This is a genomic window from Sabulibacter ruber, from assembly GCF_017355955.1.
Lineage (GTDB): Bacteria > Bacteroidota > Bacteroidia > Cytophagales > Hymenobacteraceae > Nibribacter > Nibribacter ruber_A.
The window spans coordinates 1,209,453-1,236,373 of record NZ_JAFFID010000001.1 but is presented as its reverse complement, the minus strand read 5'-3'; the positions used below and the strand labels follow the sequence as shown (position 1 = coordinate 1,236,373).

The window sequence follows — 26,921 nt, the reverse complement described above, 5'->3', positions numbered from 1 at the left end:
CTGTTTTCCTGTAAAAGGGCTTGAAACAGAAACAGACCAAAAGAAGGCTCCAGGGAACGAACCGGAAGGATAAATGGAAAAAACAGGAAAAGCAGGAACGGAGGCTTTGAAGCTACATCGGACATGAGAAATACCCGCCGTCGCGGAGGACATTTTTTTAATACCCATTGCCATGGAACCCACCCAACTCACCTATCCGCAGTTTGTCGCCAACCAGGTGCTGAAAAAAGACCACCTGAACGACTTGTTCCACTACCTGGATGAGCAAAATCGGCTCACCCGAACGAACCTGATCGGGATAGGCGTGGTGTGCGGGCTGGAGGTGAAACCCAACGAGGCGCTCACCCAGATCACCATTCCCCAGGGCTGCGGGGTGACCTCGGCGGGGTACCTGGTCGCCTTGCCCGAGGTTGTTCTGAAGCGGTCCCAACCCTATGAACTACCTGAGCAGCTGGACTATCCGCCGTTCTACACCAGCGCCGTGCCTCGCCAGCCGTTTCCGCTGTGGGAATTGTTGCCCTCGGGCGGGACCCAGGACCTCTCGGCGGCTTTCCTGCGCGACAAAGTGGTGGTCATTTTCGTGGAATTGCAGGAAGAGAACCTCAAAAACTGCTCTCCCTATTCCTGCGATGACCGCGGCTCGGTGATTGAGGTAACCTACCGCTACCTGTTGCTGGATAAATCCAACGCCGATCTTTTGAGGGAAGCAGAGCAGGCCAATGGACCCAGTCTGGAGCAGTTGCAGAACTTGCAGCAGGCGCAAGACCTCCTGGCGGAGTTCAAGCTCAAGCGTTTTGACGTACCGGTCCAGAACCCGGGTATTTTCACCACGCAGGAAGTCATCGACCGTTTCCGGGATCTGCTCACCAAAGCCACCGTGGAGCGGATCAAGGAGCTGCTGCTCAAAGCTTACTCGTTGTACCAGCCGCTTTTGTCAGGGGTTTCGGATACGGCCTTGCAGCAGTTGGGGAACTCCTACACCTACGCCGGGGACAAGCTTTCGCTCACCAATCCGCTGCTCTATTCCTATTATTATGATTTCTTCTCGGATTTACTGGAGGCCTACAACGAGATCAGAACCCGAGGGCTGGACATCACCAGTATCTGCTGTCCGGAGGAGGACTTGTTTCCCCGCCACCTGTTCCTGGGCCTCGCCACCGAAGACACCACCCAGACCTACAGCCAGTATCGGCACTACTTCATTCCCTCGCCGATATTCAGCCACCAGCAGCACCTGGGCACCGAGCTGCGGCAGTTGTTCCAACGCCTGATCCGAATGGTGGAAACTTTCAGCGTGCCGTTCGCCGCCAGGGAAAGACGCGGAACGGGCATCCGGATCACGCCCAGCTTTCTAGGCAAAACCGATCTCTCGCAGAAAGCCATTCCTTTTTACTTCAAGGTTCTGGACGGAAACCCGCCGCTGTACCAGCTTTGGAGCCCGCAGAAGACGCGCCAGAACAAAGCCAAACACAACCTGTCGTACCATGCCGCCAGTTACCCCACCCCGGTGGAGGATTTTGTGCTGAATCCGCTGGAGTATGATCTGGAACCATACAATTTCTTCCGGGTAGAGGGGCACGTGGGCCAGCCCTGGCTCTATGCTTTGGGTCGGGTGCTTCAGCTTCGCCACCGGTATCGGCTGCCCTTTGACGTGCTGGTCCTGAAAACGGGCCGAAATCACAAAAACGTGCAGGATTGGCGCACCCACGCCTGTTCCTACCAGGATCTGGAAGCCCTTTACCTGACCCTGCGGGAAGAACTGCGCTGCCTGCTGCAACGGGAAGTCGCCTATTTCTACAAGCTCCGGCCTGATAAGCGCACCGTTTCCACCGTGACCGATGTCACCGGCACCCGCCCAGCCGCGGTAGTCTCCACCTTACTGAACTCCAAGTTGTCCTTTTTTGGCAACAGAGCCAATGGCCTGCTGTATGACGAAAACTCGCTGGGGGCTTTGTACGAGCATGCTTTTCTGGTGAACAACCCGGCTGCCACCTACAGCCGGGTGCTGGCGCTGGGGCAGGAACCCAAGGTGCAGGCCGTGTTGCTTCTGATCCAGTACCTGGCGGAAATGGCCGAGTTTCTGGAGCTAGCGCCCAACCTCCTACAGTTCAACCTGAAGGCGTTCCAGAAGCTGAACCAGAACCTGGTGGCCTACGTGTCTTCGCTCATCCGGCAACTGAAAGAAATGCTGGCCCAGCCCGCAAGCCGAAATCAAGAGAACCTGTGGGAACTGGAAGACATCATTGACCACCTGGATGTGCTCTTCAGCGCCTGCAAGAAAGAGGCGTTCAGTGCCCTGCTGGAAACGTACCGCAAACGTCTGGAGGAAATTCAGAAGCAGCTCCTGTATGGCAATTACATCAGGAAGCACCCGGGCATCAACCATAAAGCGGGCGTACCTGTGGGCGGCACCTTTATTCTGGTTTACGCCGGCGAAGATGGGGAAGAGGAGCCTAAACCAAGGCAGGGCCGTTTCCTGGTGCGCGGCCAGGTGGTGGATGCAAACCAAAATCCGCTGTCCGGGGCAACGGCGCTGGTGAAGGATACCACCTTCGGGGCCACCTCCAACGCCAGGGGGCACTTTCTGTTGTACGCCCAGATGCTGCCCACTACGCTCACCGTCAGTTTTGCGGGATTTCCCACCCGGGAGATTGTGGTGAAAGAGCCAGATATGCCTTTGCTGGTGATCTTAGGGGAGGAGCCTGACCCAGAAGAAACCGCCGAGGTTCCGTTGGGGCACGTGTTCGTGGATTTTTACCTGCCGTATCTCTGCTGCTCAGACTGTCCGCCGGTGCAGTTTACCCTGGAGGCGCCGCCGCAGGAAGAACCAGCTGATCTTTCAGTAGACGTGTCTGAACCCGAGTGTGACCATACCGGCCGGTTCTTTACGGTGACCCTGCAGATCAGCGGCGGCACCGCGCCTTACAAAGTAGATGACAAACCCGCTAACCCCATGCCGTATCCGGTGCAGATTCCCAGCGGCGAGGGCAAAACGGTTACCGTGCGCGACAGTGCCGGTCAGGAAAAAGCGGTGCAGATTCCCGCCCATGCATGCGAGCCTGAAGTAGAACGCCTGCGCGTGGAGGTGAGCGAACCGGAGTGCAATGAAAGTGGCCAGCAGTTCTCCGTGATACTCACCATTTCGGGCGGGCAGACCCCATACACCGTCAACGGTCAGCCAGTGACGGGAACGGAGCACGTGGAGACAGTCCCTAGCGGCCAGGGAAAAGACCTGGAGGTGAAAGATGCGAGCGGCCAGGCGCTGAACGTGCAGGTGAATGCCCACCAGTGTCTGCCCGCCGAGGAACCTTGTGACCTGCCCTGCGACGGCAAAGCCGAATTGTGTTGGTATCCGCTGTGGTTCCCCATGCCGGCCCGCGGTCAGGTGCTCTCCATAGAGGCCTCGGCAGGGCTGTTGAAAGTGGTGGACACTGAGAACAACCAAACCCATGAGGTAGACTTCGCCAGCATTCTGAGGGAGATCTTCAACCAGGTTCCACAGGAGGAATTCCAAGAACGCGTGCAGAAACTGGTGGACGTGCTGAACGACCAGATGGCCCAGAAAATCGGCAACGCCGAGACCTTTATCCTGCGCTACAAGCCCGATGAGCGCGTGCTGGGCGTGGAGCACTACGTCTGCCACACCTTTGAACTCACCACCAAGCAAACCCTGAGGTTGGGCGGCGACGCCTTCTCGCTGGAAACCCGCTACAATGATCAGGAGTGGCAGATCAGCGATCTCAGAAGGAATGCCCCGGCCACGGGCAAGAAGTTTGGCTGCGAGGAAATAAACAAATGCCGCCACACCCACAAGGTCCTCTGCGAGCAGGAAATCCCTGGAGACGCGGTGAACCTGGTGGTGGAACGGCAGGCGGACGGTATTGTCTACAAGGTGGAAACGCAGGAAGATTTTGAGCAGGTGCTGTGGCTCTTCGGGAGCGGCACGCCACTTTTCTCACAGGATCCCAGCGGCCGGTTCACCACCCACACCGATGAAAGTCCGGTATGGTTCCTGGGCGTGCGCGGAGACTGCTACGTGGTGAAGGAAGGGTCTTTGCTGAACGGGTAAGATGATGGGCACGCACCTGATCCGGAAGCAGACCGTGGAGGTGGAGCTCCCCTCCCTGGAACCCGCCCTGGACCTCCAGCAGCGGGTGAGCCGGCTTGTGCAGGAACACCTGAATCCGGCCTTGAGCAAGCAGTTTGACCAGCTCTCGGGCCCAAACCAGATTCTGCGCCTGGACCAAATTTCCGTCACGGTGCAAATCCCCAGCATTTCCGCCTTGGAGGACCAGTTGGTAGAGCAGGTGCTTCAATCGCTGGAAAAAGTGTTGTCTGATTCGGAACTGAAGAAAGGAAAAGGGCTGACGTTAACGTTGGAAGAAACAAACTTTTCTACTTCTGGAAAACCGCAGATCGACGAAGAACCAACACCGCTTACTAAAATTTCTGAGGAAGAGTTGCTTTGGGAAGCATTCGTGTTTTTCCTGCGGAAAGGGTATTTGCCGTGGTGGTCGTTTTCGGGCCATTTTGAGGAATTCACTGCTAAAACGCAACACCTGCTGCAGACAGAATCCGGGCCACTTCTTCGGAAATCGCTGGCGCCGCTTCTCCAAACGAAGGGAGCGGTAGTGCGATTGGCGTATCAGTTTCCGAAGGAGTTTCTGCAGGCGGTACTTCGGAGCTGTGAAGAAGAATCTGGACTTTCTCAGAATTTAGGGCAGGTCGTTTCCTCGCTTCCTCCGCCGGTACAAGCGGCTTGGGAAAAAGCTGAGTTAGTTCTGCCTCCCAAATCCAAAGCGGCTAAATCAGGAGAGCCAACGCCTCAGGAGGATTCTTCCACCAGTCCCTCAAAAACGGACGAAAAAGAAGGGCTCTACCTACAGAATGCGGGATTGGTGCTGCTCGCACCGTTTCTGGAGACGTACCTGCACACCGGAGGCTTGGTGCAGAACCACCTTGTAACCAAGCCGTTGGACGCGGTGCATTGGCTGCAGTTCCTGGTGACGGGGCAGAACCGGACCCCCGAGCCGGAGTTGTTGCTCAACAAACTGCTGTGCGGAATTCCGTTGGATACCCCGGTGCCCGCCGAAGTGGTTTTGCCCCCGGTATGCGAAAAAGAGGCCCAAAACGTACTGGAGGCGGTGATCCGGTACTGGGTCGTGCTGAAGAACACCAGTCCCGCCGGGCTGCGCGAAGGGTTCCTGCAGCGGTCCGGGCGACTCTCTCGCAAACCCGACGGCGACTGGCTTCTCCAGGTGGAGCAGAAAAGCTACGACATGCTGCTTAGTTCGCTGCCCTGGAGTTACTCGCTTATCAAACTTCCCTGGATGTCCCAAATCCTTTGGGTGGATTGGGCTTAGTTTTTAAAAAACGGCATGAAAACGGGTTCTGAGAAATCTTCCTCGTCCGCGCTGCTGCAACGGAGCCAGCAATCGCCTTTCTTCAGTAAGAGAGGAGAGGACAGCTTCTTCGCAGCCTCTGGGGTGCAGCGCAGCATTGAGGTGGGCCAGCCCGGCGACCGCTACGAGCAGGAAGCCGATGCCATGGCCGAGAAGGTGTTGCAGGAAACCCCGGCCGGATCAGCGGAAAAACAGGAGCAGGAGAAACTCCAGACCAAACCGCTCGCGCAAGGCATTTCCCCGGTTCCCCATCGGGTGAACCAGGACGGTGAGGAAATCAAACATCAGGCGGAACCCCAACCGGAAATCAGCCGGAAGGAAAGCCCTTTTTCCGGAGAACCTGCCACCGTGACTCCCGCGGTGGAAGGGCAACTACACAGTTCCAAGGGTTTGGGTGCTCCGCTGCCCACCAAAACCCGGCAGGAAATGGAAGAAGGCTTCGGAGCGGATTTCTCCGGGGTACGCACGCACACCGGGGCCGAGGCCGCGCAGATGAGCCAGGATCTAGGTGCCCAGGCCTTCACGCACGGGCAGGACATTTACTTCAATTCCGGGAAATACGCCCCCGAAACGCAGGCCGGCAAAAAACTGCTCGCCCACGAACTCACCCACACCGTGCAGCAAACCGGTGGGGGCATTCACCGAAAATCTATGGTACAGAAAGCCAATGACCCGGATAAAAAGAAATCCTTAGGGGAGGCTACTCAGGAGGAATTGGATGAGGTGAAACCCAAGCAGGGCTACATTAAGAAAGGGCCCAAAAACAAAATTGAATTCCACATCAAAAAACTGAAAACCGAGAAATACTACATCACCCAGCAGGAGGCCGCCTGGCTCAAGGACTATGAACGCATCCAAATTCCGAAGGGAGAAAGGAGCACCAGCCAGGCCGCGGTTTGGAAGAAGAATGTCAAAGCCGGGGTGGAGGCAAAACTGAAGAAATTAGCGGGGGCCAAAGAGGGGGAAGAAGACAAACTACTCAAGCTCACCCTGAGCCAGAGCAAGCAGAAAGGTGTGGTGGGCACGCTGGAGCAGATTGTGAACGAAGTGCTCATTCCCTTCTGGGATTACAAAGGCAAGCCCACCCTGTATGACATTGAGCACATGATAGATTGGCAACTCCTGGGAAAGGAAGCCGACCGCATAGACAACCTCATTCTGCTGGACCGCAAAGTGAACCGAAAACTGGGAACGGTGGTGCGCACCGCTTTGGAGGCAGACCTGACTGAAATTGCGGGCAAGTACAGCCTAAAATTCCTTCGGGTACCCACCAGTGGCGCCAACGTCAAAAACAAGTATGACACTTTTATCGATAGTTTCGACCTGAGCGGGAAGAACCTCAATTTTGAGAACTATTACTATGACAAGGAGCTGTCTACCGAAGCAGGCGAGGGAAACCCCTTTGACAAGAAATTCATTACCCTCAAGGAAGAGAAAATCCCGGATAATCATTTCCTGCTTTCCACCAGTGACAAAAGGGCCTCCTATATTCTTCCTTATGACGCAAACAAGAAAGTGATAGGTGCTTTCATTTTGGAGGTGGATTATGATAAAAAGAACAAAAAACTCAAGTCTCTGGAATTGACTTACAATACTCCGGGTGCCCAGCCCTTGCTGAAAGTGGAGAAATTCCAAAAGCAGAAAGTGGAGGTAGACGAGCAGGCGCAGGATCGCTACATCATCAAGGGGCAGGGGCCCAAAGCCGTGCTGGCGCCTGTACTGAAAGCCTTTACTATTGATAAAATGAGCCCCATTGTGATCAATGAGGAAGACGTGGTATTCAATGGGCTGGATATCAGCGTAAAAGGAAAAGTAGATCCGTCTCTTTCTGTCTTGAAGGGGGTGGACATTTCCTTTGAACTTGAAAATAATGAGTTCACAGTGCGGGCTGAGGTGCCCTTGGATAAAATAGCGAAAAATATCCCCAAACCTTTTCAGATAGATTACTGCTCCATTGTACTTGCGGCCAGTACCAAAAGCGGCTTATCCGTGGCCGGCGGGCTGGGCTTCAGCATTGAGAATCTGGGTCGGGGCGACATTTTCGCCAAGGTGGGCAAAACCGTGGGCTTTGACGGCACCTTCAGCTTTGATTCCCGCTGGTTCAGTAAAGCTGACATAAAAATAAGCTACGACAACGGCGACTGGAGCATTGGCGGAGACCTGGAGGTAAAACCCGATGCTGTCAAAGGTATCAAGAGCGCTGGCCTGAAGGTGACGTACACTAAAGAGGTGTTCTCCGCGGAGGGTGATGCCAAACTGACTGTCCCCGGAGTAGACACGGTCACGCTGAAGGCTCAATTTAATGACACCGGCGAGTTCAAGTTTCTGGCTAATGTGAGCCTGAAAGCCCTGCCCGGTCTCAAAAGCGGCTCCGTGGAAGTTACGGTGATGGCCAAAAAGGGCGAGGACCTGAAACTTGGGGTAACGGGTAAGGCTGAGCCAGACCTGCCCAATGTACCTAACCTGAACGCGAAGTTGGAGATTTCTTACGTGGACGGCGTCTTTGATGTGCGCACCAAAGTCGGTTACACAAAAGGCCGCTTTGACGGAACTCTGGAAGTAGGTGTCACCAACAAAACCGTCAACGAGAAAGGGAAGCCGGAAGGGGAGCCAGATCAGGCGGGGGCGGTGGTGGTATTTGGATACGGCGAGCTCAAGGTAAAACTGTTTAAGGACATCACCGGCACCGTTTGCGTGCGCCTCACCCCTGAAAAACAAGTTCTGGTAGCTGGTGAAATTGTGGTAAATGACCTTAAACCCTTTGGGGATGGCTACCATTACAAAAAGGACCTTTTCACCTTTCCGCAGATCAAGGTTCCGTTGGTGGGCATTCCGGGTATGAGCGTATCGGCATTCATTGACGGCGGTGTGCACTTCAAATTTGACTGGGAGCCGCTGGTTTTGAAAGAGCTGAAGGTGGGCTTCAAAGAAACCAATATCAATGAGCTGGAGAAAGTCTCTCTGGATATCAAAGGTTCTATAGGTTCTAAAGCAAGTGCGGAGTTGTATATGTCCATCAACGCGGGCCTGAAGGCCGAAGTGCTCATTGCCTCCCTCAGCGGGAAGATTGGCGGACAGGCAGGCTTGGGCCTGGATGCCGAGGCCGGCGGGGCAGTAGATGCGGGCTGGAGCATGGAAAAAGGGCTGCTGTTCAAAGAAATCAGGGCGTATCTGAACGTCACCCCTAAAGCCATTTTCAGACTCACCGGCAGCGTGAGCGTGGACCTGGACCTATGGGTCACCACTGTGAACCTATATTACCATGAATGGGTGCTGGCCGAGAAACAATTAGATATGGGAGCCCTTACCCTCAAACTTGATTTCCCCATCAAGTTCAAGGAAGACAACTCCCTCATTCTGCCCGAAGAAAAAGACTTCAACATGCAAAAACCCGATTTCTCCGGCGATCAGGGGAAAGAAATCCTGAACAGCGCCCTCAACGGCGAAGCCGAGAAAAAGCTGGAGGAGAAAAAGCGGCAGATCAGGGAAACCATCAAAAGCGACCTTCGCAACCCCGAGACCCAGAAGGAAATGACGCCCACGCAGTACACAAACAAAATGAAGAAAAAGTACGATAAGGCGCCGGAGTTGCAGGAGTTTGTGGTGAAGACCATTCAGGAGGAATCACGGGCCCTGGAGTACGAGCAGTTTGAGCGGGAGAAGGCCACCATCCGGGGATTCCAAACGCCGCTGGCCAACAAGCTTTCGTTCGTGGATCTGTTCACCATGTGGCATCAGTATGTCACCCAAGCCGATGTGGATGCGTTCAAAGCCGAACTGACCAAGGAGGATCAGGAGAAAAAAGCCCAGGCGAGTTTGCCCGCCTCCAACGCCTCCACCAGCAGCGCCCCTCCCCCGAACCAAACCTCAACCCCGGTGAACACCAAACTCAAAAGCCTCTACCGGAAACAGAAACCCAAAGATGAAGAACCCGAAAGCGAAAGCGCCTATTTTACGCCCATTTTCGCCAAAATACCCCAAAAACAATCCCCCGAAATCATTAGTTTAGAGGAAGATTATTCTAACCTTGAAGTACACGAAACTGCCTGGCTCATCCCTCCACTCCGGGATGCTAGTGAAGCGAAAATTCTTGGTTCAGAGGAAGAGCCTTTGGACCTAGGCCGTGAACTGATGCCGGTGCTTGATGAGGCGGATGATGCAGATAACGTCTTTTCTGATTCCTTCGGAGGGGATATATCGACTCGTTCTGGATCTCCCTTTGGTTTCCCAAGCGGTTCCGCGGGAAGCTTGCCTAATGTGCAGAGCCGTATTGCCCCATCCTTCATTTCAGACGATATGAGAGTTTATTCGCGGCGGGCCAAGCCCAACCTCAAAGACCAGCAGCCCTTTTTCGGGGGCAAGGGAAAGTCCCTTCAGGACAGCGCGCATCCGTTTGTGACCAAATCTGGCATCCAGCGGAAAAAGGAAACAGTGCGGAAAGCCGCCGAGGAAGAGAAGAAAAACCAGATGCCGCCGGAAAGCACCAAGCAGGAGGAAGACACCGTGCAAACCAAGGGCAAAGAGGACGAGCAAAAGCTGCAGGAAAAAACCAAACCCGAGGCTGTGCAGAAAGCGGAGCAGCCCGAGAAGGAAAAAGAGAAACCCGTGCAGAAGCAAACCATTCGGCGGAAAGAGAAATCCGTTTTGCGGCAGATTCAGGCAAAAGAGCCTGAAAACGGGAAGGAGACCTCGCCGGAGGTGGAGCAAAAGCTGCTGGCCTCCAAAGAGAAAGGGTTCGCCCTGCCGCCCGCTCTGTTGCAGGAACTGAACCAAAAGATGCGGTTTGACTTTTCGGCGGTGCGCCTCCACACCGATGCTGAGGCGGCCGCCCTGGCCGAGGAGCTGAACGCCCTGGCTTTCACCCACGGGCAGGACATTTACTTCAACCAGGGCCAATATGCTCCCCAAACCGATTCCGGCCGCCAACTGCTGGTGCATGAACTGACCCACGTGATGCAGCAATCTCAGGAATAAAAGCTGCTTTTTCGCAAAACAGACTCTCTCTTACCTGTGACCTAAACCAACCGCTACCTGTGGGATTTCACCAACAGCTCCTGGATTTCACGTCCCTGGTCATTGATCACCGGCTGCGCCACTTCACCGGCAGCGTCAACGGCGAAATCCTGTATGACAAAGCCCAACTGCGGGCTCTGTTGCAAGCCGATTATTTTCAGCGTGTTTTCAGGAAAATTGCCCCGAAAGACGAGGAGCTCCTGATAGTGCTGCTGGCTCTGGCACCGCACCTGAACCCCGGGTTCTACACCAACATCATCCTGAATTTTCTGCCCGACGGTGGCGATTTCCCCGAGTTTGGGGGCGTGAAAGGCACCAACCACCGCGGCATCCTGCCCACCGGCGAAACGGCCTTGTTTGTATTAGCCGGCGAAATCGTGGAAAAACGCCTGAAAGTGCAGGAGCTCCTAAGCCATACCGGGCCACTGGGGCAGAACGGTTTTCTGAGGCTGGAGGCGGTGAAACCCGGCGAACCGGCCATGAGCGGCCGCCTGCTGCTGGACGAGGAAGTGGTGGAACAACTCACCCTGGGCAAAGTTTCTCCGCCCCGGTTCTCCACCGAGTTTGCCGCCGAACTCCTCACCACCGAGCAAGATTGGACCGACCTCATCCTGAACGACCATACCCGTTGCCAAATCCAGGAAATCCTAACGTGGCTGCAGCACAATGACACTTTGCTGTACACCTGGGGCATGCGCAAAAAGATCAAACCCGGTTACCGCACGCTCTTCTATGGTCCGCCCGGCACTGGCAAAACGCTCACCGCCACCTTACTGGGGAAACATACCGGGCTGGACGTCTTCCGGATAGACCTATCGCAGATGGTGTCCAAGTATATTGGCGAGACGGAGAAAAACCTGGCCCGCATCTTTGATAAAGCCCAGCACAAAAAATGGATTCTGTTCTTTGACGAAGCCGATGCCCTCTTTGGCAAACGCACCAACGTGCGCGACGCGCATGACAAGTACGCCAACCAGGAAGTCTCCTACCTGTTACAGCGCATTGAGACGTACGCCGGCGTGGTGATCCTGGCCTCCAACATGAAAAGCAACCTGGACGAGGCCTTTCTGCGGCGCTTCCATTCGGTGATCCATTTCCCAAAACCCTCGGCGGCAGAGCGGTTGGTCCTCTGGAGGAAATCCTTGCCTAAACAACTTAAACTGTCTAAGCAGGTAGAACTGGAAAGCATTGCACAACGGTATGAACTCACTGGGGCCGGAATTATCAACGTGGTACAGCGGGTTTGCCTAGAAGCTTTGGCCCAGAAACAGAATACCCTTACTCCTGAGTGCCTCTTAAGCGGCATCAAGAAAGAGTTGGAAAAAGAAGGCAAAATGGGGTAACTCCACACCAGAACTCTTCCAGTAATAGGCTCGAATAATTCTAAATATGGTGTATATTTAAGAAAGCTGGTTTGATCTCCCTCTCCAACCCAGGCCTTCTTTTTCGGGGCTTTTTACAAACTAACCCCTGAAATGCCCTGCTTCTTGTACGCCTAACCTTGTTACACCTATGATCACCCATTGGGAAGTAATTCAGCAAGTGGCCCGCCGGTTTGGCGACAAAGAGCAAAAGTTTGAGGCCTCGGCCCGCAAACTGGCAATGGTGAAGGAAGGCAGGATTCCGCTGGTGAGCATGGAAGATGACCTGACCCGCGTGCAGTACCGCATTGCGCGCGAAGGCGAACCCATGCCGCAGGCAGTGGAGCGGGTGATGGAGCACGCCAACTTTCAGGACAAGTACGTGCTGGACAAGCTATCAGTGATGGCGCGGGCGGTGTGCCGGATTCTGCAGCGGGGCAATCCCGTGGGCACCGGGTTCCTGGTGGCCGAGGACATCCTGCTTACGAACCAGCACGTGATTGAAGACGCAGGGGCCGCATCCAACATGCTGGCCGAGTTCAATTATGAGCTGGACTCAAACCAGGTGCCCAAAGACTCGGCCTGTTTTCGGCTGAACCCCGATAAATTCTTCCTTTCCTCCACCTTAACCGAGCGGGCCGGAGAACCCCACTCCGGGTTGGATTTTACGCTTATTGGAGTGGAACGCGTGGGCGAGGCGGGGGAGGACTTGCTCAAGTATCCGCCGGTTTTCCTGGACGGGAACATCGGGAAAATTATCAAAGGCGAAGGTTGCGTGATCATCCAGCACCCGCGCGGTCTGCCTAAGAAAATTGTCTTGAAAGACATTGCCTTTTTCTCGGAAACGGGTACGCGGCTGGTGTATGAATCAGACACGTTGCCGGGTTCATCGGGCTCAATGGTGGTAGGGTTGGGCACCTGCGAGGTAATTGCCTTGCACCACTCCGGCCTGCCCCGCACCGATGACGGAAACCGGGTCCTGACCAAAGCCGGCACCCTGGCTACGGCCAGCACCCCCGATGGCGAAATTGCCTGGATCGGGAACGAGGGAATCAAGATCAGCCGAATTGTGAAAGCCATTGAAGAGGCGGTTTTGCCCCCATCTATGGAAAACGGCCGGGAAACGCTGCTGACCAAAACCCGCTCCGTAGCCAGGGAGATCAGAAAATCGCCGGTACTGGCTAGGCCTATGGATCTGCCCATGCCTCTCACGCCAACTACAGTGAATAAGGCTAATCTGGATGTAAGCACCGCTGCCTCAGGTCAGGAGGTACCTTCCAATGAAGTCTTTGCAGCAGAAGAAAGCACGGACTTCCTCCTCACGGCCGTGAACAAGCCCGAGGTAATTACCCAAATAGAGAAGTTCTTAACCCAACGGTATGGCAAAGAGGTGCACCTGAAATTGGCTATGCCCGCTTCGGCGGTAGAAGGAGAGGTGGAGCTGTTCCGGTTTCGGGTTCAAGTCAAAGGCGATGCCCGGGAGGAGGTGCAGCAATTAGTAACTATCCCTGAGATTCTCACCGCTGAACTGGATACCTCACTTCGGTTGAACGCAGATCCTGGTCTGGTGGCCAGTGCTTCTGGGCATGAAACACTGTTGGAGTCCTCAGGGCTAAAAGACCTCAAGTCTGATGCGAAAGACGAGCGGGAGTTTCTGAAGGATAACCGCAAAAGTGCCTACGTGAAAGACAAACTGCCGGAGTTTTACCGGAAATGGAACTGGGCGGCTACGGGTTTTGACCGAGCTATCAACCTGCAGAATGTTCGGTTGCCGCAGGAGAAAGGCATCAGGGTAGTGCAGTTTGATACGGGTTATTCCAACCACAGGAAGGTTGCCGGTGGGTTTGATTTGAATGACGATGTCAATTTTGTGGAAGCCCACCAGGAAACCGATGCGCTGGATAAACTCACCCAGGGTCTGGGCAAGTTTCCCGGGCACGGCACCCGTACCGGTAGTCTGTTGATTGGGCGGGAAAACACCTTGATTCCCCAGGAGGGCAACCTGGGTTTGCTAACCCGCTCGGGTTCCAAACTGGTGCCCTACCGCATCGCCGACTCAGTCATTATCCTAGACCGGCAGCAGCAGCTGGCTTCGGCCCTGGACAGGGCACTTCACCAGGGGTTTGACATCATTACCATGAGCATGGGTTTGCCACCCACCATTGCCACCGCCCAGATGGCGAAAAAAGCCTATGACAAGGGCGTGATCTGGTGCTGCGCCGCGGGCAACGTGGTGCAGGCCGTGGTAGCCCCGGCGGTTTTCCCGGGAGCTATCTCGGTGGCGGCCTCTAACCCGTTGGACCGCGATTGGGCAGGCTCCAGCCGGGGAGACCGGGTAGACATCACCGCCCCGGGGGAGGACGTTTACGTGCCCATCTGGAAAGGAGCCAGACTGGGAGACCCGCGGCAGGAAGCATTCGCCTACGGCAATGGTACCAGTTACGCTGCCCCGCATGTGGCCGCCGCCGCCGCGTACTGGCTAGCCGCTTACCAGGACTCGCTCAGCGCCCCAGCCTACGCCGGTTGGAGAAGGGTAGAAGCCTTTCGGCAGGCCCTGAAACGTTCGGCCCGAAAACAAAACCGGTTGCCCAGAAAAGGATTCGGAGCCGGAATCCTGGACATGGAAGCCCTGTTGGAGACTGCCCCGCTGCCGCCGGAGCAATTGGAGTATGCCTATAATAACTGGAACGAACATGCCTTTTTCGCCTCCTTGCAGGGCTACCAGGAACTGGTCAAAACCTACTGGAACCGGGTGCACGGGCTGATTTTTGGGTTACGCCTGGGAAACCAGGAAGCACTTATGGCCGGGGAAGCCGCTTTGTCTCCGTTCTCTAGCCATCTGGAGCAGACTCTATTTCCCTCAGGGGAACAGGCGTTGGAATCAGACGAGTCCACGGCTAAAGCCTCTGCGCTGGAGCGCTACCAGACCCTGCATGAACTGGTTTTCTCATCCGCAAAATAGAGCCCCATGGAGAAGCTGTTTGATTTCCATTTCCACCTGCTGTTTAAGCACTACATTGGCGTAGATGCGCAAAAAGGGGTGTTGGCTTTAGACGAAGACCTGAAAACCTCCGGCGTGGCCAATCTCCTGAACGATTTGCTGGGTGGTCCTTTCGATAGCCAGTCTTCTCCTTCCAAGGTAAAGCGCAGCTTGCTTTCTTTAGGGGTAACGGGTATTTTAAGCGTGGAACATGCCTTCGCCAACCGTATTCTGCAGGTAGTAGGGCTTGATTTTTCTTCTATTCTTCCGCTTAAGACTTCTGTTTTTGAAGAAGTTAGAGCCGGTAAAACCTCTTACTACCAGCAATTCAAAGACCAGGTGGGCTTCCACTTGCAGAAGGAAACCGAACTGCGGAACTCCTTTCAGATTGGGTTTCTGAAGAGGTCTGATTGGGCAGGGAAATCAAGCCAGGAAATTGCGGCTGAGTTAGGAGCGGAGAATATTACGTGGCTGGCTTTTTCCATAGAGGGCGGGCACAACCTGTCTGATGCTCCCATCCGGAAAGGCATTCCTTCCCGCAACCCGGAACGGCAACTTCTGGAAATCCAGGACCGCGAAGACATTGATTTCATCAGCATCAACCTATGCCACCTGAGCTTTATTCCGGAGCAGCCGTTGGGAGGCTTTGCCCAGGGCATGACCAGGATAGCTCAGATCGCTTTTAAAAGCGAAGATTTCATGCCGAAGTTTGGGCTTGGGCTAACTGAGCTAGGCAAAAAGGTCATCGCCCAGGCCCTGACGCATACCACCAAGCCCGTGCTCATTGACGTGAAGCACATGAGCCTGTACACCCGGCTGGATTTTTACCAATACCGCGAGCAGTTGATACTGCAGCACCCCGAGGTGGAAAGACTGCCGATCATTTCTTCCCATACCGGCTTTACGTTTACCTCGGCCGCTGAGTACCTGGAGCAGCAGCGGTTCCGGTCTTCCACGGCGTTGGCCTCGGGGCTTCCCGTGAGCAAGGTGGAACCAGAAAACCGCAGGATCGGCCGAACCAATGACCTGGTAAACCGGGGCCTCTTCGCCAATCCGTGGACCATTAACCTGTTTGACGAAGAGATTGCTGAGATCATGCAGTCGGGTGGGATGATAGGGCTCAGCCTGGATCAACGGATTCTGGGAGCCACCAACCCTGCGGCCGACAGCCTGCGCGACAGGTATTATGAGGGAGAATACGTGGCTTACCCAGAGTGGGAACGGCTGTTCAGGGACGGCAAATTGCCCGGGGAGGAAAAAGAGGAGGCCCGCCGGAGCTTGGTCCCGTCTAAGCAGGAGCGGCATAGCATGTTGCTGTGTCTGCACCTGGTCCACGCCGCCCGGGTAGGTTACGCCAACCAGAATTGGCTGGAAGGCACTTCTCCCTGGGACCATCTGTGCATAGGGTCTGATTTTGACGGCCTGATCAATCCCATCAACGGGTTTGAGGATGTGACCCGGTTGGGCAGGCTGCGAAGCCAATTGATGACCTACCTTCCCCAAGCCGATAAGTACCTGCTTCCCCATGCCCACCTGAAAGTTCTGCGCTACAACCCCGATGGTACCGTGAACCGCGCTTTTCTGGAGCAGGTAATAGATGCTTTCTTATACCAAAACGGCCATCGGTTTATAATCAGGTACTTGCTGAACTGGAAAAGTGCGGGTTTGCCTGTTTAGGACCGGATCGGTCTTTAGGTGCTTTTCTGGAAAACAGGGCGAAAATAAGAGTTCTTGGCCTAGTGTAATCTAGTAGACCCTGAGCAGGATACAAGACCAGGTGTTTGGAAAGGAATACTTGACCTGAGAACTAGTTAGCCTACCTCGCACAGGGTTCAGGTAAATGATGGCGAGTCAGATGTTCAGGCTGATGATGTTCACGACACCAGTTGGCAGCACGTACGTGAAGAAAATAGCAATCAGCCAAGTGCTTTTCAGGGCAGATCTCCAAAAGAACTCCAAGGTGGGATCGGTCTTTACTTTGTCGCGGTAGTAGGTATGTACCTGGCGTTGGAGCAGTAAGCCGAAGATTCCTATAATGATGTTGATGGTAGCGCCTAGCGTTTCAAGGAACAGTTCTGCACTCATGCGTTTTGCGTATTGGTCACCCGGTCACTATGACCGTGTCAAGGATAGCTAGTCTGGGAACAGTTGGCAGCCAGTTGACTTCCCATGATGCCTGGGCGCTGGTAGTGCGCAGAAGGAAAGTTGTATTCAATCTTAAAATGCCCTGATTCCGGAAGATAACGAAGTTTCTTGAAGCCGGTAAATTAAATCCAGGAAAAACACCACACCTATATATAATAGGTGTGGTGTTTTGAAGCTGGTTTCCGTAAGAGTGGCCGAAAATCAGGATTTATTGAAATGCCTTCTCACCTGGATAGTGAACCCTACTGAATATGGCCTCAACCCAATAGGCTCCCGTTTCTTGAACGTAGAGCCCAGAAAGTAATTGAGGGAAGGCATCAGCATCAGTTCAAAGGAGTTGCGCACCCGTAGGTTGTAGCCGCCGCCAATCAGGAAGTTGTAATTAGATTGCTCCAGAATGTTGTTCTTGGAGGGGAAGATGATGGTCTCGGTCCAGACGCCATCCAGATATTCCTGGGTACGGCCTCTTACCAGTAAATTCATGCCGCCCGCCAGAGTGAGGTTGAAGCGGCTGCGGGGTCTTTCCAGGAAGAAATAATTCAGGCCAACCCGTAAACCGCCATAGGCATAGGAACTCTTCAACTGGCGTTCGCCTATGGCGTACACCGGGGTTAACTGAATGGTACCATCATTGCCCATGCGCTGCAGGACCGTGTCAATGACTCCATTGGAGTAGGTGTAGGCAATGTTCTCCCTGAGCAGCATCAAAGAAAGGCTGGTTTCCAGATACAGGTTCTTTTTGACCTGTTTCCCGAAATTCAGCCCGAATTCATACCCCATCCGGTCCATGTCCAGACCTTTGCGGCTGGTAATTTTGCTGATGTACACGTCATCTTCCTGCACTGGTTTAACCGAGCGGAAAGCGTAGCGCGGTGCAAACGTCACGCCCAGGTACCAGGGCTTTCCGGTTTTCTTTTGGGTCTTCTCCTCGGTTGCCTCTTTGGCGGGTAGTTCCTCCTGGTCTTTTGCCGCCTGAGGGGTTGTGGCAGCGGAGTCTACTGGAGATATGGGCTGAGTTTGTTTTTCAACGGAATCTCTGGCTGGCACCGCCGTTACCGGAGCATCAATAGAGATCGTAGTTACCTTATCCGCAGAGCGTTCGCTGGTAGGTTTGGCTTGGTTGGGTTTGTCTTGCGTTACAGAATCTCTGCTGCTTACCAGTACAGGCGTTTTTCCTTTGCCACTTCTGGTTTGGAAAGCAATTGCCCCGGGCTTTCTGGTGTTTGGGATCCCTGCAGGTTTCTCAGGTTCGTTGAGTTGAGATTTGGTGTTAGACTCAGTAGTAGGGACCTCTTGGCTGATGTTGGCGGTGCTGTTTTCCTCTGCGGCTACCTCCGTATCTTTTTGGTGGGATGGTGTAGGGGTAGTAGCCAGGGGAGCTGGTCTTTTATCCAAACCAGGAGTTTCTGCACCTGCATCAGGCTGACTTTTGTAGCCGGTCTCGGAGAACTGAGTTTCAGGAGTCTGGTTTATGACATAGTATACCCCGCCTGGAACCACCAGCAACAACAGGGCAGCCAGAAACAGCCAGCCCCAGGGACGCCGTTTCCTGGCAGGCCTGATCTGCGCCGATATCTTGCTCCAGCTATCAAGAGGGGGCTCTTCTTCCAGGCCCAGCAGTTTCTGCCTTATCTCTTCTTGTTCTTTATCAGTCAGCATTTTCAGAGATTGAATGTTTTTGGAGCATTTTCTTGAGATAACTTTTCGCCTTGGCCAGCTGTGACTTGGAGGTACCTTCGGCAATCTGCAGCATATCGGCGATCTCACGGTGGTTGAAGCCCTCCACAATGTACAGGTTAAACACCAGCCGGTAACCCTCGGGCAATTGGTTGATGATCCCCATCAGTTCCTGACCCGATAAGGTGCTGATGATGTCCTCGTCATTGGGCACTACCTCTTCTACCGTGCTGTAGTCAAGCTGTTCCTGGTACTTCTTGTTCTTGTGGTAGTGGTTAATGGCCGTGTTAATGAAGATCTGCCGCATCCATCCCTCAAAAGAGCCGCCGTGATAGCCGTTTATATTTTTGAAAACCTTCAAAAAGGCTTCCTGGAAAATATCTTCAGCCTCAAACCTGGATTTGGTATAGCGCACACATACTGCCATCATACGCCGGGAGTAAAGCTGAAAGAGCTTCTCCTGGAAAGCGGCTTTTTCCTGCTTACAACCCGCTATGATTTCTTCTTCTGTAGCCACCTAATTGCTTTTTGTTGGGAGAGATATGTAATCTTTTGATTTAATGGGTTCTATAAAATCTTGGTTTTAGGAAATATTTGAATTCTGACCAGGGGCTATCAGTTGGCTTTTACTTTCACTTTCACCACCATGTCTTCATTGAAGCCGGTACCCATATCGGCGCGGTAGGTGAAAGAATCATCGCCCACGTAATTTCTGTGGGGGGTGTAAATAAAGGTAACGCTTTTGTAGGAAGTGCCGCCGTAGTCATAGTACCGGAGGCTGCCATGTTGCGGCTGCACCACAATGGGCCCGTACGAGCTGCCGTCTGGGCAGAACAGGATATCATTGGCGAAGATCTTGATTTCCTTGGGGGTGTTCATGGTGGTTTCCAGAGAATCGGGTTTGAGTTCAGAGATGCACTCGCTGGCGGTTAAGGGTTCCTCGACATGAATCAGGATCTTCTCGGTTTTGCAGATCTTGTCGCTGCACACGGTATAGGTGAGGCTGTCATCGCCCACGTAATTTGGCTTGAACACGTAGCACATCTCTGGCTGCCCATTGCACCCGGCAGTAAGTTGCCCGTGCGCGGGTTGGCCGTAGGTGATGGTCACTTCGGTCTTAATGCTATCGTTCACCAGGGGTTGGAGCGTGAAATACCCCCATGTTCCACCGTTTTTTAAAGTGTAAATCTCGTCAGGAAAGGTCTTGAACTCCTGAAAAGAGATGGGAAGTTTATCACCGTCTTCCTGGTCGCAGCTTCCGGTGAGTAGCGCTACCCCCAGCATGAACAGGTATAGAAATTTAGCCGGATACGTTTTCATGAGGCAATGTTTTGCGGTTCTGAGGGTAAGACAGGGCCGTGCCGGGAAGCGTTGCCTGGCAAAAAATAATTTTTACTTTTTTTCTGCCCTTTTTTAGCGGCCAGAAACCCTTGCAATTTCCTTTCTCACCCCAGCCAGCTTTCGCCTCAGCACCAGAACCCCTAAATAAGGGCTGAACGCCTGTTTCAGGCTTGTTTTCCAGAAACAGAGCCTGAAACAGGCGTGCTTTTTTGAAGCTATTCAGGCAGGTTGGCAAGGTGTAAAAGAGCAGGCAGAAACGCTTAATTTTTAGGTTGTTTCTTCTGGATCATAAAAAAATTTAGGAAGGTAGGCGTAGGGTAGGAGGGCCCTTGGCCTGTCTAGTGCAAAAACAAACAAACAATGCACTATGAAAAAGTTACAATCTGCCGCTCATGTGCCAGCCCGCCAGAAGGCTTTCCAGGCAAGGCACTTCCCCTGGTAAAAAGAAATCAGAAAAAATAAATTACAGCCCGGGCAACCCTTCACCTTACCGTCTGGTCTTCCCACCAGAACCCCTTCACAGGTTATCGCAAGCCATTCAAAATTTTCAAACCCATTACATATCCCTCCAAAGGATTGTGACAGAACTCACCTAAAATTTATGAAAAATTTAAAGATTCCACAAAAAAATGTAACTCAGGTTGGGGTGCAGCCTTCCTTGGCCTCTCTTAGAGCAAAAGCCTTCTCGGCCAGTATCAAGGCACTGACGCTGCTAATGGTAGCACTTTCCACGCTGTTGGTAAGCTGCAAGGAAGACGAAGAAGACCCCGAACCAGACACCGCCTTTATCCTGGCAGATGCCGGGGCAGACCAGTCGGTTCATGTTGGGCAGACCGTTACCCTGGATGGTTCAAATTCAAAAAATACAAAAAATGAGCCGCTTACCTTTAGCTGGACTTACACCCTGAAGCCCGCCGGAAGCAATGCTGTCTTAACTGCTGCTACCCAAGCCAAACCCACCTTTGTGCCCGATGTAGCAGGAGAGTATGAACTGGAATTGACCGTCTCCAGCAAAAACGGCCAGAAAACCGATAAGGTGAAAGTAACGGCCGCTCCCGCAGGCGAAGATCTGCCCTATGGGATTCTAAGCGAGGATATTACTTCCAGTCTGCGGCTTACCAACAGGGTGGAAGACCCAACCAAACCCGATTACGTGGTGACTGGTTTCCTTTGGGTATCTGCCCCGGTAACGGTAGACCCCGGCGTAGTGATAGAGTTTGAGGCCGACAAAGGATTGCACATTGGCTACGGCGGCTATTTGAATGCCATAGGAAACGCTGCGCAAAAGATTGTTTTCACCGGTAGAAGCAAGACCCCCGGCTTCTGGAGAGGTATCCTGGTAGAATCCACGAGTGATTTGAATGCCTTTGATTATGTGGAAATGGCTTATGGTGGCAGCAGTAACCTTAGCACCCACATGAATGTGAAAACCAACATTGGTATTGCCGGCGGATTACACTCGGGTGCTTCGTTTAGGGTAACCAACTCTACCTTCAAACACGCCAATGGCTACGGTATGTCTGCCGGTAACCTTACCCAGTTCTCCAACAATACTTTCATTGATAACAGCGCCATGCCTATTACCGTGTCTGTTTCCGCTGCGCAAATGCTGGATGCCGCCTCTAACTTTGTGGCGCAAAACGACTCAAAAGGAGTTGCCCTTGCGGGTTCTGTGCCAGAGTATACCACTTCTCACCTGCCTGCCTTGAAAAACGGCGTGAAGTATATCGCCATCAGTGACATCAGAGTAGAAGGAGACCTGTCTGTTGCCCCCGGCGTTACCGTAGAATTCATGCGAGGCACTGGCCTGCAGGTAATGGGAATGGGTAACCTGAATGCGGTTGGTACCGCAGACAAGAAAATCACCTTTACCGGCTGGAGTAAATTGAAAGGCTCCTGGAAGGGTATTGTGTTCACCACCCAGAAGGTAACCAGCGAATTGACCCATACCGAAGTGTCTTACGGAGGAGAAACCAGTTACCGGGTAGGCAACAGAGACATCAAAGCCAATGTGCTGCTGTGGACTGATCCTAACCAGCCTGGCTCAAGAGGTGTCCTGAAACTGACACACTCCTCTATTACCAACAGCGCCGGGTACGGGATGGTAGTAGCCTCTACCGGAGGGTATATAGCAGATTTTGCTGCCAACAGCTTCAGCTTCAATACCGGTGCTGCCATGTATGTTGCTCCCAACCAGATCCACCGCTTGGATAGCGACTCCAGATTCTACGGAAACAACGGCTATAACGGCATTGAAACCGAAGGAGTGGTGAGTGAAGGAGGAATGCAGAACTGGCCTAATCCAATTGGGGGGTTGTATGTTCACGTTCTGACTGATTTATATATCAGAACAGGGGTGAAAATGGTCTCCCAACCAGCAAAACCTATTGTCTTGCAGTTTGAAGAGAACAGGGTGCTGCGGGTGCAAAACAACGGTTACCTGATTGCCAAAGGCTTGAAAGATTCTGAGGTCTTGTTTACTGGTTTCCACGCACAAAACCGTTTAGCCTACTGGCAGGGTATCATCTTTGAAAGCACTAGCCCGCTGAATGAGCTGAACGAGGTGAACGTGGGTTACGGAGGAGCCAACATCCCTGGGGAAATTGGGCCTACGGCTAACATCACCGTAAAAGGAGCAGCGAAATTGGTTGACTGCGAGATATTCAACAGTAAAGGGTGGGGAGTTTTTGCCCCTCCGTCTAGTATCCTCAATGCAGACGCCGAAACCGCCAACTGGTTTGGGAACAACGCCAAAGGCAGTATTTACCAGCCAAAATAAAAGTTGAACAGTTATAGGTTGTAGATTAAGCAGAAAGCCGCTCAAGTATCTTGAGCGGCTTTCTTTATGATTTAAGCGGTAAATTTTCTCCTATACACTTTATTCAAGCCAAAAAGCAGAAAGGTTATGGAAAGCTGATTTCTTTGTTCTACTGAATAGCCTTTTTGCTGAATCAGGTCATCGATTTTCTTCTGGAGTGAGGCTCCAAGGTGTTGCTGTTTTAGGGCAGATTTAACCAAAACAGGTCTAAAACAGGCTCAGAACCTAATTGTCATTGCATTTTGAACTGTACCATTTACTTCCGATTAACAGGAGCGGAAAGCTATAAAAACTGGTATACCAAAGCCTCTTGAAGTTGTGCAGGCTACTACAAAAGAACTATCTTCACCAGCAGAATGCCCGCTTTTCTTTCCTTATTTTAGGGCTGCTTTTCAGTAAACAGAGCGAAAACAGATACAAACCCCCGGCGACAATTGCTGGAAAAGAACTCCACTTCAGATTATGACCGGCAGGCCTCGGCCTATGGCGTTTGCCATGATTGATACCTGAGTTTTTGCAGAGATCAGATTCAGTAACATTGAGCTAAAGAATCATGGAAACCGATTACTTAGAAAGCGTAAGAAAGCAGTTTGAGTATTACAAAATGCTCGGTGACAAGACCTTCCCGCAAGTGCCGGACGAGAAACTGTTTTGGCAGTTTAACGAAGACAGCAACAGCATCGCCACCATCGTGAAACACCTCTGGGGAAACATGCTTTCCCGCTGGACCGATTTCCTGACCTCAGACGGAGAAAAAGAATGGCGCAACCGGGATGCCGAATTTGAAAATGACCTCCAGACCAGGGCAGAAGTTTTAGCCACATGGGAGGAAGGCTGGGCCTGCCTGTTTGCCGCGCTTGATTCTTTGACTACCCAAGACCTGGGTAAGATCATTTACATCAGAAACCAGGGGCATACGGTAATGGAAGCTATCAACAGGCAATTGGCCCATTACCCGTACCATGTGGGTCAGATTGTGTTTCTGGGAAAAATGCTCTCCGAAAAAGAGTGGACTTCGCTGTCAATTCCCAAAGGAAATTCGCAGATTTATAACCAGGAAAAGTTTTCTAAGCCCAAACAGAAAGAACACTTCACAGAGGAATTCTTAAACGGCAGCCAGGAACAAAACCGCTAAAATGAATCTTGCCTTCAAGATGCCTAAGGGTTTCAGACCTTCTTGAGGGCAATATTGAAATGACTTACCTACAATCTTGAACTAGTTAACAAACCAAAATAGAACCATGGAACAAACTAAAATCACGGTTGAAGCAACCATCTCAGCAAGCACAGACAAAGTTTGGGATTTCTATACCCAGCCTGAACACATCACCAACTGGAATTTCGCTACCGAAGACTGGCAATGCCCGGCGGCAGACAACGATCTGACGGTGGGCGGAAAGTATTTCGCCAGAATGGAAGCCAAGGACGGTAGCTTCGGGTTTGACTTTGAAGCCGTGTACGATGAAGTTATCCCTCAAAAGCGCCTCACCTACACCATGACCGACGGCAGACAGTCCACCACCGAGTTTGAAGACCTGGGCGGAACCACCAAAGTAACCACCACTTTTGACGCCGAGGGCGAACACGATGCCGAAATGCAAAGAGCCGGCTGGCAAGCCATCTTGAACAACTTCAAGAAGTATATAGAGGCCAACTAGTAGTTAGTAAGTATAACAATCCAGGCTCTGGATCCTTGCTAGTGGAAGAGATTTATTACCAGCAAGGACTCAGAGCCTGGATTGTTTTTAAGCTCTTTTACCAAAAGGTATTGAAAACAGAAGCTGAATAAAGAATGCTGGCCCAAACTAAAAAGCCTTGTAAACTCTAGTATACAAGGCTTTTTAGTACCCTCAAGCGTGCTCAAGTATAACTTTTGTAGAGGAACTGGCATGGATTACCAGATTCTGCGATGATCATAATCACTTTTCATCTTAAACTCTCAGGGAGTAATACTCTAGTCTGGAACTAAGAATTCAAATACCCTTCAGCATTTTATAAAAAGCATCGGCGTAGGTATCACTGATGGGGATGATTTGATCCCCGATGCTGATCCTGTTTTTCTCAATGTGGTCAATCTTGTCAATGGCCACCATAAACGACCGATGCACGCGGGCGAAATTTTGGGGCGGCAGCAGTTCTTCCAGTTTGGCGAAGCTGGTGAGGGTCATGATCTTTTCCTGGGCGGTATGCACCCGAAGGTAGTCCTTCATGCCTTCTATGAAAAGGATGTCCTTTGTGGCAACTTTCTGGATGCGGTGGCCCACCTTCAGGAAAAGGTACTCCTGCTCGCTTTTAGGCTCGGCAGTTACTTCTTTCTTCGCAGGTATCTGACTGGCGCTATGTTCCTGGTATAGCCGTAGCACCCCTTTGTAGAATCGTTCAAAGGAGAAAGGCTTCACCAGGTAGTCCTTCACCTCCAACTCAAAGGCTTTGAGCGCATACTGGGCATAGGCCGTGGTCAGGATGATCATGGGTTTGGGGTTCAGCAGGGGAATGAAGCTGAGCCCGTCCAGGTCTGGCATGGTAATGTCTAGGAAAAGCAAATCAGGTTTGTCCCTTTTCAGGTTCTCCGCCGCTTCCAAAGGACTCATGAACGTTCCTTTCAGCTCCAGGAAAGGGACTTTGGCAACGTATTCTTCCAGAATCTCCTGGGCCAAAGGCTCGTCATCAATGATGTAGCAGCTGAGTTTCTCTTTCATGGACGTGCGCGTGCGTACCGTTAATTTCAAGATTTACCCCAAACGTTTCTCCGGTGTTCTGAATTTCCAGGCGGTGCTGCTCTGGGTATTGTAATTGCAGCCGCTTCTGGACATTGGCCAATCCGATTCCACCGGGCTCCTCCACCTCCATCTTCTTCTGGTTACTCCCGATTGGGTTCTGAATCTGAAAGGTAAGCGAATTGGCTTTTATTTCCACCCTCACCTTTATCGCCCCGGGCTCCAACCGGGCGGGGCTGTGTTTGTACGCGTTTTCTAGGAGGTGAATGAACAGCAGGGGAGCAATCTCACAGGTTTCTGGCGAACCATGTATGGTCAGGTCCACTACCGGCGAGTTTTTATACCGGAGCTGCTGCAATCCAATATAATCCTGCAGGTAGTTGATCTCCCGGGTAAGCGGCACCGTGGGGGCATTGGATTCATAAATCATGTAGCGCATCAGGGATGCCAGGCGCAAAACGGCTTCTGGAGCCGTGGGGGCTTGCTTGTAGACCAGTGTGTGGATGTTGTTGAGGGTGTTGAACAGGAAGTGGGGGTTTATCTGCGATTTCAGGTAGTGCAGCTCTGTTTCCGCCGCCTGTTTCTCCAACTGCTCTTTTCTGATGGTATTCAGCACCAGCGTCTCCGTGACCCGGGCCAGCCAGCCGAGAAAGAGAAAAATGGGAACCATGGTCAACAGCGTTACAGGATAATATCCCAGGAACAGGTCCCATGTACCAGAAGTCTTAGGATGTAAAATCACGAATGGGAAAGGGCCGGTGAAGAAAATTGCTGCCAGCTTTAGAAAATATTCCTTCCTCTTTTTCTGGCCCGAGTACTTGGTCAGGAGATAGAAGTGGCTGTAAAAAACATACAAAGCCGTCAGCATAAACCCTGTTGTTAATGGAAGCCAGTAAGATTGGTCATCCGTCCGCAATTGCAGGCCCACCAAAAAGGTGAACAGCGTCCAGACGAAAAGGTGAATCAGCCGGAAGATTTTTTTGACTCTCTGCATAGAACAAAGATACCTTTTCCCCGCAGCCTCAGCACCTCTACTCGACCAGTTCCTTTTCTCCCTCTACGAAAGTCAAACCCTAACCTGCCAGTGCACTCAAGGATGAAAAGCCGCCCTTCGTCGATTGCTTCCCAGCGGTTGCATATCGGTTTTTGTGCTCTGTTAAGAAGACGGTTCTTTTGATCAAGAAAGGAGCGGGAAAGAATAGGCATACAGGTTCCTCCAAGGCAGTTCTTAGCTTAAAGTGCCCTCGCTTGCCTCTGGCGAGTGTGAGTCATCAGGAGGCGTCCCGCCGCTAAGGAAGGGATTGGATTTGCATGCAAGCAGCCAGAGGCCGCGGTTAACTCACACTCGCCAGAGGCGAGCGAGGGGGTACTAGCTCAATGAATCAAAGCCGCCTTTTAAATGGCTGTGAGCTACTTGAATTTGGCCTGATTCTACAAAAACAAGCCAAAATTAAATAATGAAATAAT

16 protein-coding genes are annotated in these 26,921 nt (G+C 52.5%); 9 read left to right on the top strand and 7 right to left on the bottom strand.

Translation table 11 applies throughout. The features are described 5' to 3' along the window. Positions 1–172 precede the first annotated feature (172 nt). The 6 genes from JT719_RS05090 (at position 173) to JT719_RS05065 (ending at position 16,433) form a co-directional block, all read left to right on the top strand. On the top strand, positions 173–4,069 hold the full coding sequence (locus tag JT719_RS05090; RefSeq protein ID WP_207431412.1) for a carboxypeptidase-like regulatory domain-containing protein: 3,897 nt from the start codon (positions 173–175) through the stop codon (positions 4,067–4,069). Between the two features lies 1 nt (position 4,070). Continuing rightward, positions 4,071–5,363, top strand: coding sequence for a contractile injection system tape measure protein (locus JT719_RS05085; RefSeq protein ID WP_207431411.1), 1,293 nt, complete (start codon positions 4,071–4,073; stop codon positions 5,361–5,363). A 15-nt stretch (positions 5,364–5,378) separates the two neighbouring features. After that, positions 5,379–10,376 (top strand): eCIS core domain-containing protein, encoded by a 4,998-nt coding sequence (locus JT719_RS05080; protein ID WP_207431410.1) that lies wholly within the window; start codon positions 5,379–5,381, stop codon positions 10,374–10,376. Positions 10,377–10,435: 59 nt separating this feature from the next. Continuing rightward, a complete protein-coding gene (locus tag JT719_RS05075) occupies positions 10,436–11,758 on the top strand; it encodes an AAA family ATPase (RefSeq protein WP_207431409.1) in 1,323 nt (440 codons plus the stop codon). Positions 11,759–11,927: 169 nt separating this feature from the next. Then, positions 11,928–14,738, top strand: a complete 2,811-nt coding sequence (locus JT719_RS05070; protein WP_207431408.1) for a S8 family serine peptidase — start codon at positions 11,928–11,930, stop codon at positions 14,736–14,738. Positions 14,739–14,744: 6 nt separating this feature from the next. Next, entirely contained in the window at positions 14,745–16,433 is a 1,689-nt protein-coding gene (locus JT719_RS05065) for an amidohydrolase family protein (RefSeq protein ID WP_207431407.1), read from the top strand. Between the two features lie 174 nt (positions 16,434–16,607). Here JT719_RS05065 and JT719_RS05060 read toward each other — a convergent pair whose 3' ends face one another. From JT719_RS05060 to JT719_RS05040, 5 genes are all read right to left on the bottom strand, one after another. After that, positions 16,608–16,841: a hypothetical protein gene (locus JT719_RS05060; protein WP_207431406.1), complete on the bottom strand. Its 234-nt coding sequence runs from the start codon at positions 16,839–16,841 to the stop codon at positions 16,608–16,610. Positions 16,842–17,102: 261 nt separating this feature from the next. Continuing rightward, entirely contained in the window at positions 17,103–18,560 is a 1,458-nt protein-coding gene (locus tag JT719_RS05055) for a hypothetical protein (RefSeq protein ID WP_207431405.1), read from the bottom strand. Beyond that, positions 18,550–19,095 (bottom strand): sigma-70 family RNA polymerase sigma factor, encoded by a 546-nt coding sequence (locus JT719_RS05050; RefSeq protein ID WP_207431404.1) that lies wholly within the window; start codon positions 19,093–19,095, stop codon positions 18,550–18,552. The genes JT719_RS05055 and JT719_RS05050 overlap by 11 nt, the downstream gene beginning before the upstream one ends. Before the next feature lie 98 nt (positions 19,096–19,193). Further along, positions 19,194–19,898 carry an Ig-like domain-containing protein gene (locus JT719_RS05045; protein WP_207431403.1) on the bottom strand — a complete coding sequence of 235 codons (705 nt, stop codon included), beginning with the start codon at positions 19,896–19,898 and terminating at the stop codon, positions 19,194–19,196. Continuing rightward, positions 19,879–20,154: a hypothetical protein gene (locus JT719_RS05040; protein WP_207431402.1), complete on the bottom strand. Its 276-nt coding sequence runs from the start codon at positions 20,152–20,154 to the stop codon at positions 19,879–19,881. The genes JT719_RS05045 and JT719_RS05040 overlap by 20 nt, the downstream gene beginning before the upstream one ends. Positions 20,155–20,520: 366 nt before the next feature. Here JT719_RS05040 and JT719_RS05035 point away from each other — a divergent pair, with 366 nt between their 5' ends. The 3 genes from JT719_RS05035 to JT719_RS05025 all read left to right on the top strand — a co-directional run bounded on the left by JT719_RS05035 (position 20,521) and on the right by JT719_RS05025 (position 24,395). Next, complete coding sequence (locus tag JT719_RS05035) at positions 20,521–22,698, top strand: PKD domain-containing protein (RefSeq protein ID WP_207431401.1); 2,178 nt, start codon at positions 20,521–20,523, stop codon at positions 22,696–22,698. A gap of 592 nt (positions 22,699–23,290) precedes the next feature. Continuing rightward, positions 23,291–23,872, top strand: a complete 582-nt coding sequence (locus JT719_RS05030) for a DUF1572 domain-containing protein (RefSeq protein ID WP_207431400.1) — start codon at positions 23,291–23,293, stop codon at positions 23,870–23,872. A 106-nt stretch (positions 23,873–23,978) separates the two neighbouring features. Then, on the top strand, positions 23,979–24,395 hold the full coding sequence (locus JT719_RS05025; RefSeq protein ID WP_207431399.1) for an SRPBCC family protein: 417 nt from the start codon (positions 23,979–23,981) through the stop codon (positions 24,393–24,395). A gap of 315 nt (positions 24,396–24,710) precedes the next feature. Here the strand turns inward: JT719_RS05025 and JT719_RS05020 are convergent, their stop codons facing one another. Both JT719_RS05020 and JT719_RS05015 read right to left on the bottom strand, forming a co-directional pair. Then, positions 24,711–25,436: a LytR/AlgR family response regulator transcription factor gene (locus JT719_RS05020; protein ID WP_207431398.1), complete on the bottom strand. Its 726-nt coding sequence runs from the start codon at positions 25,434–25,436 to the stop codon at positions 24,711–24,713. Next, entirely contained in the window at positions 25,405–26,448 is a 1,044-nt protein-coding gene (locus JT719_RS05015; RefSeq protein WP_207431397.1) for a sensor histidine kinase, read from the bottom strand. The genes JT719_RS05020 and JT719_RS05015 overlap by 32 nt, the downstream gene beginning before the upstream one ends. Between the last annotated feature and the right edge of the window lie 473 nt (positions 26,449–26,921).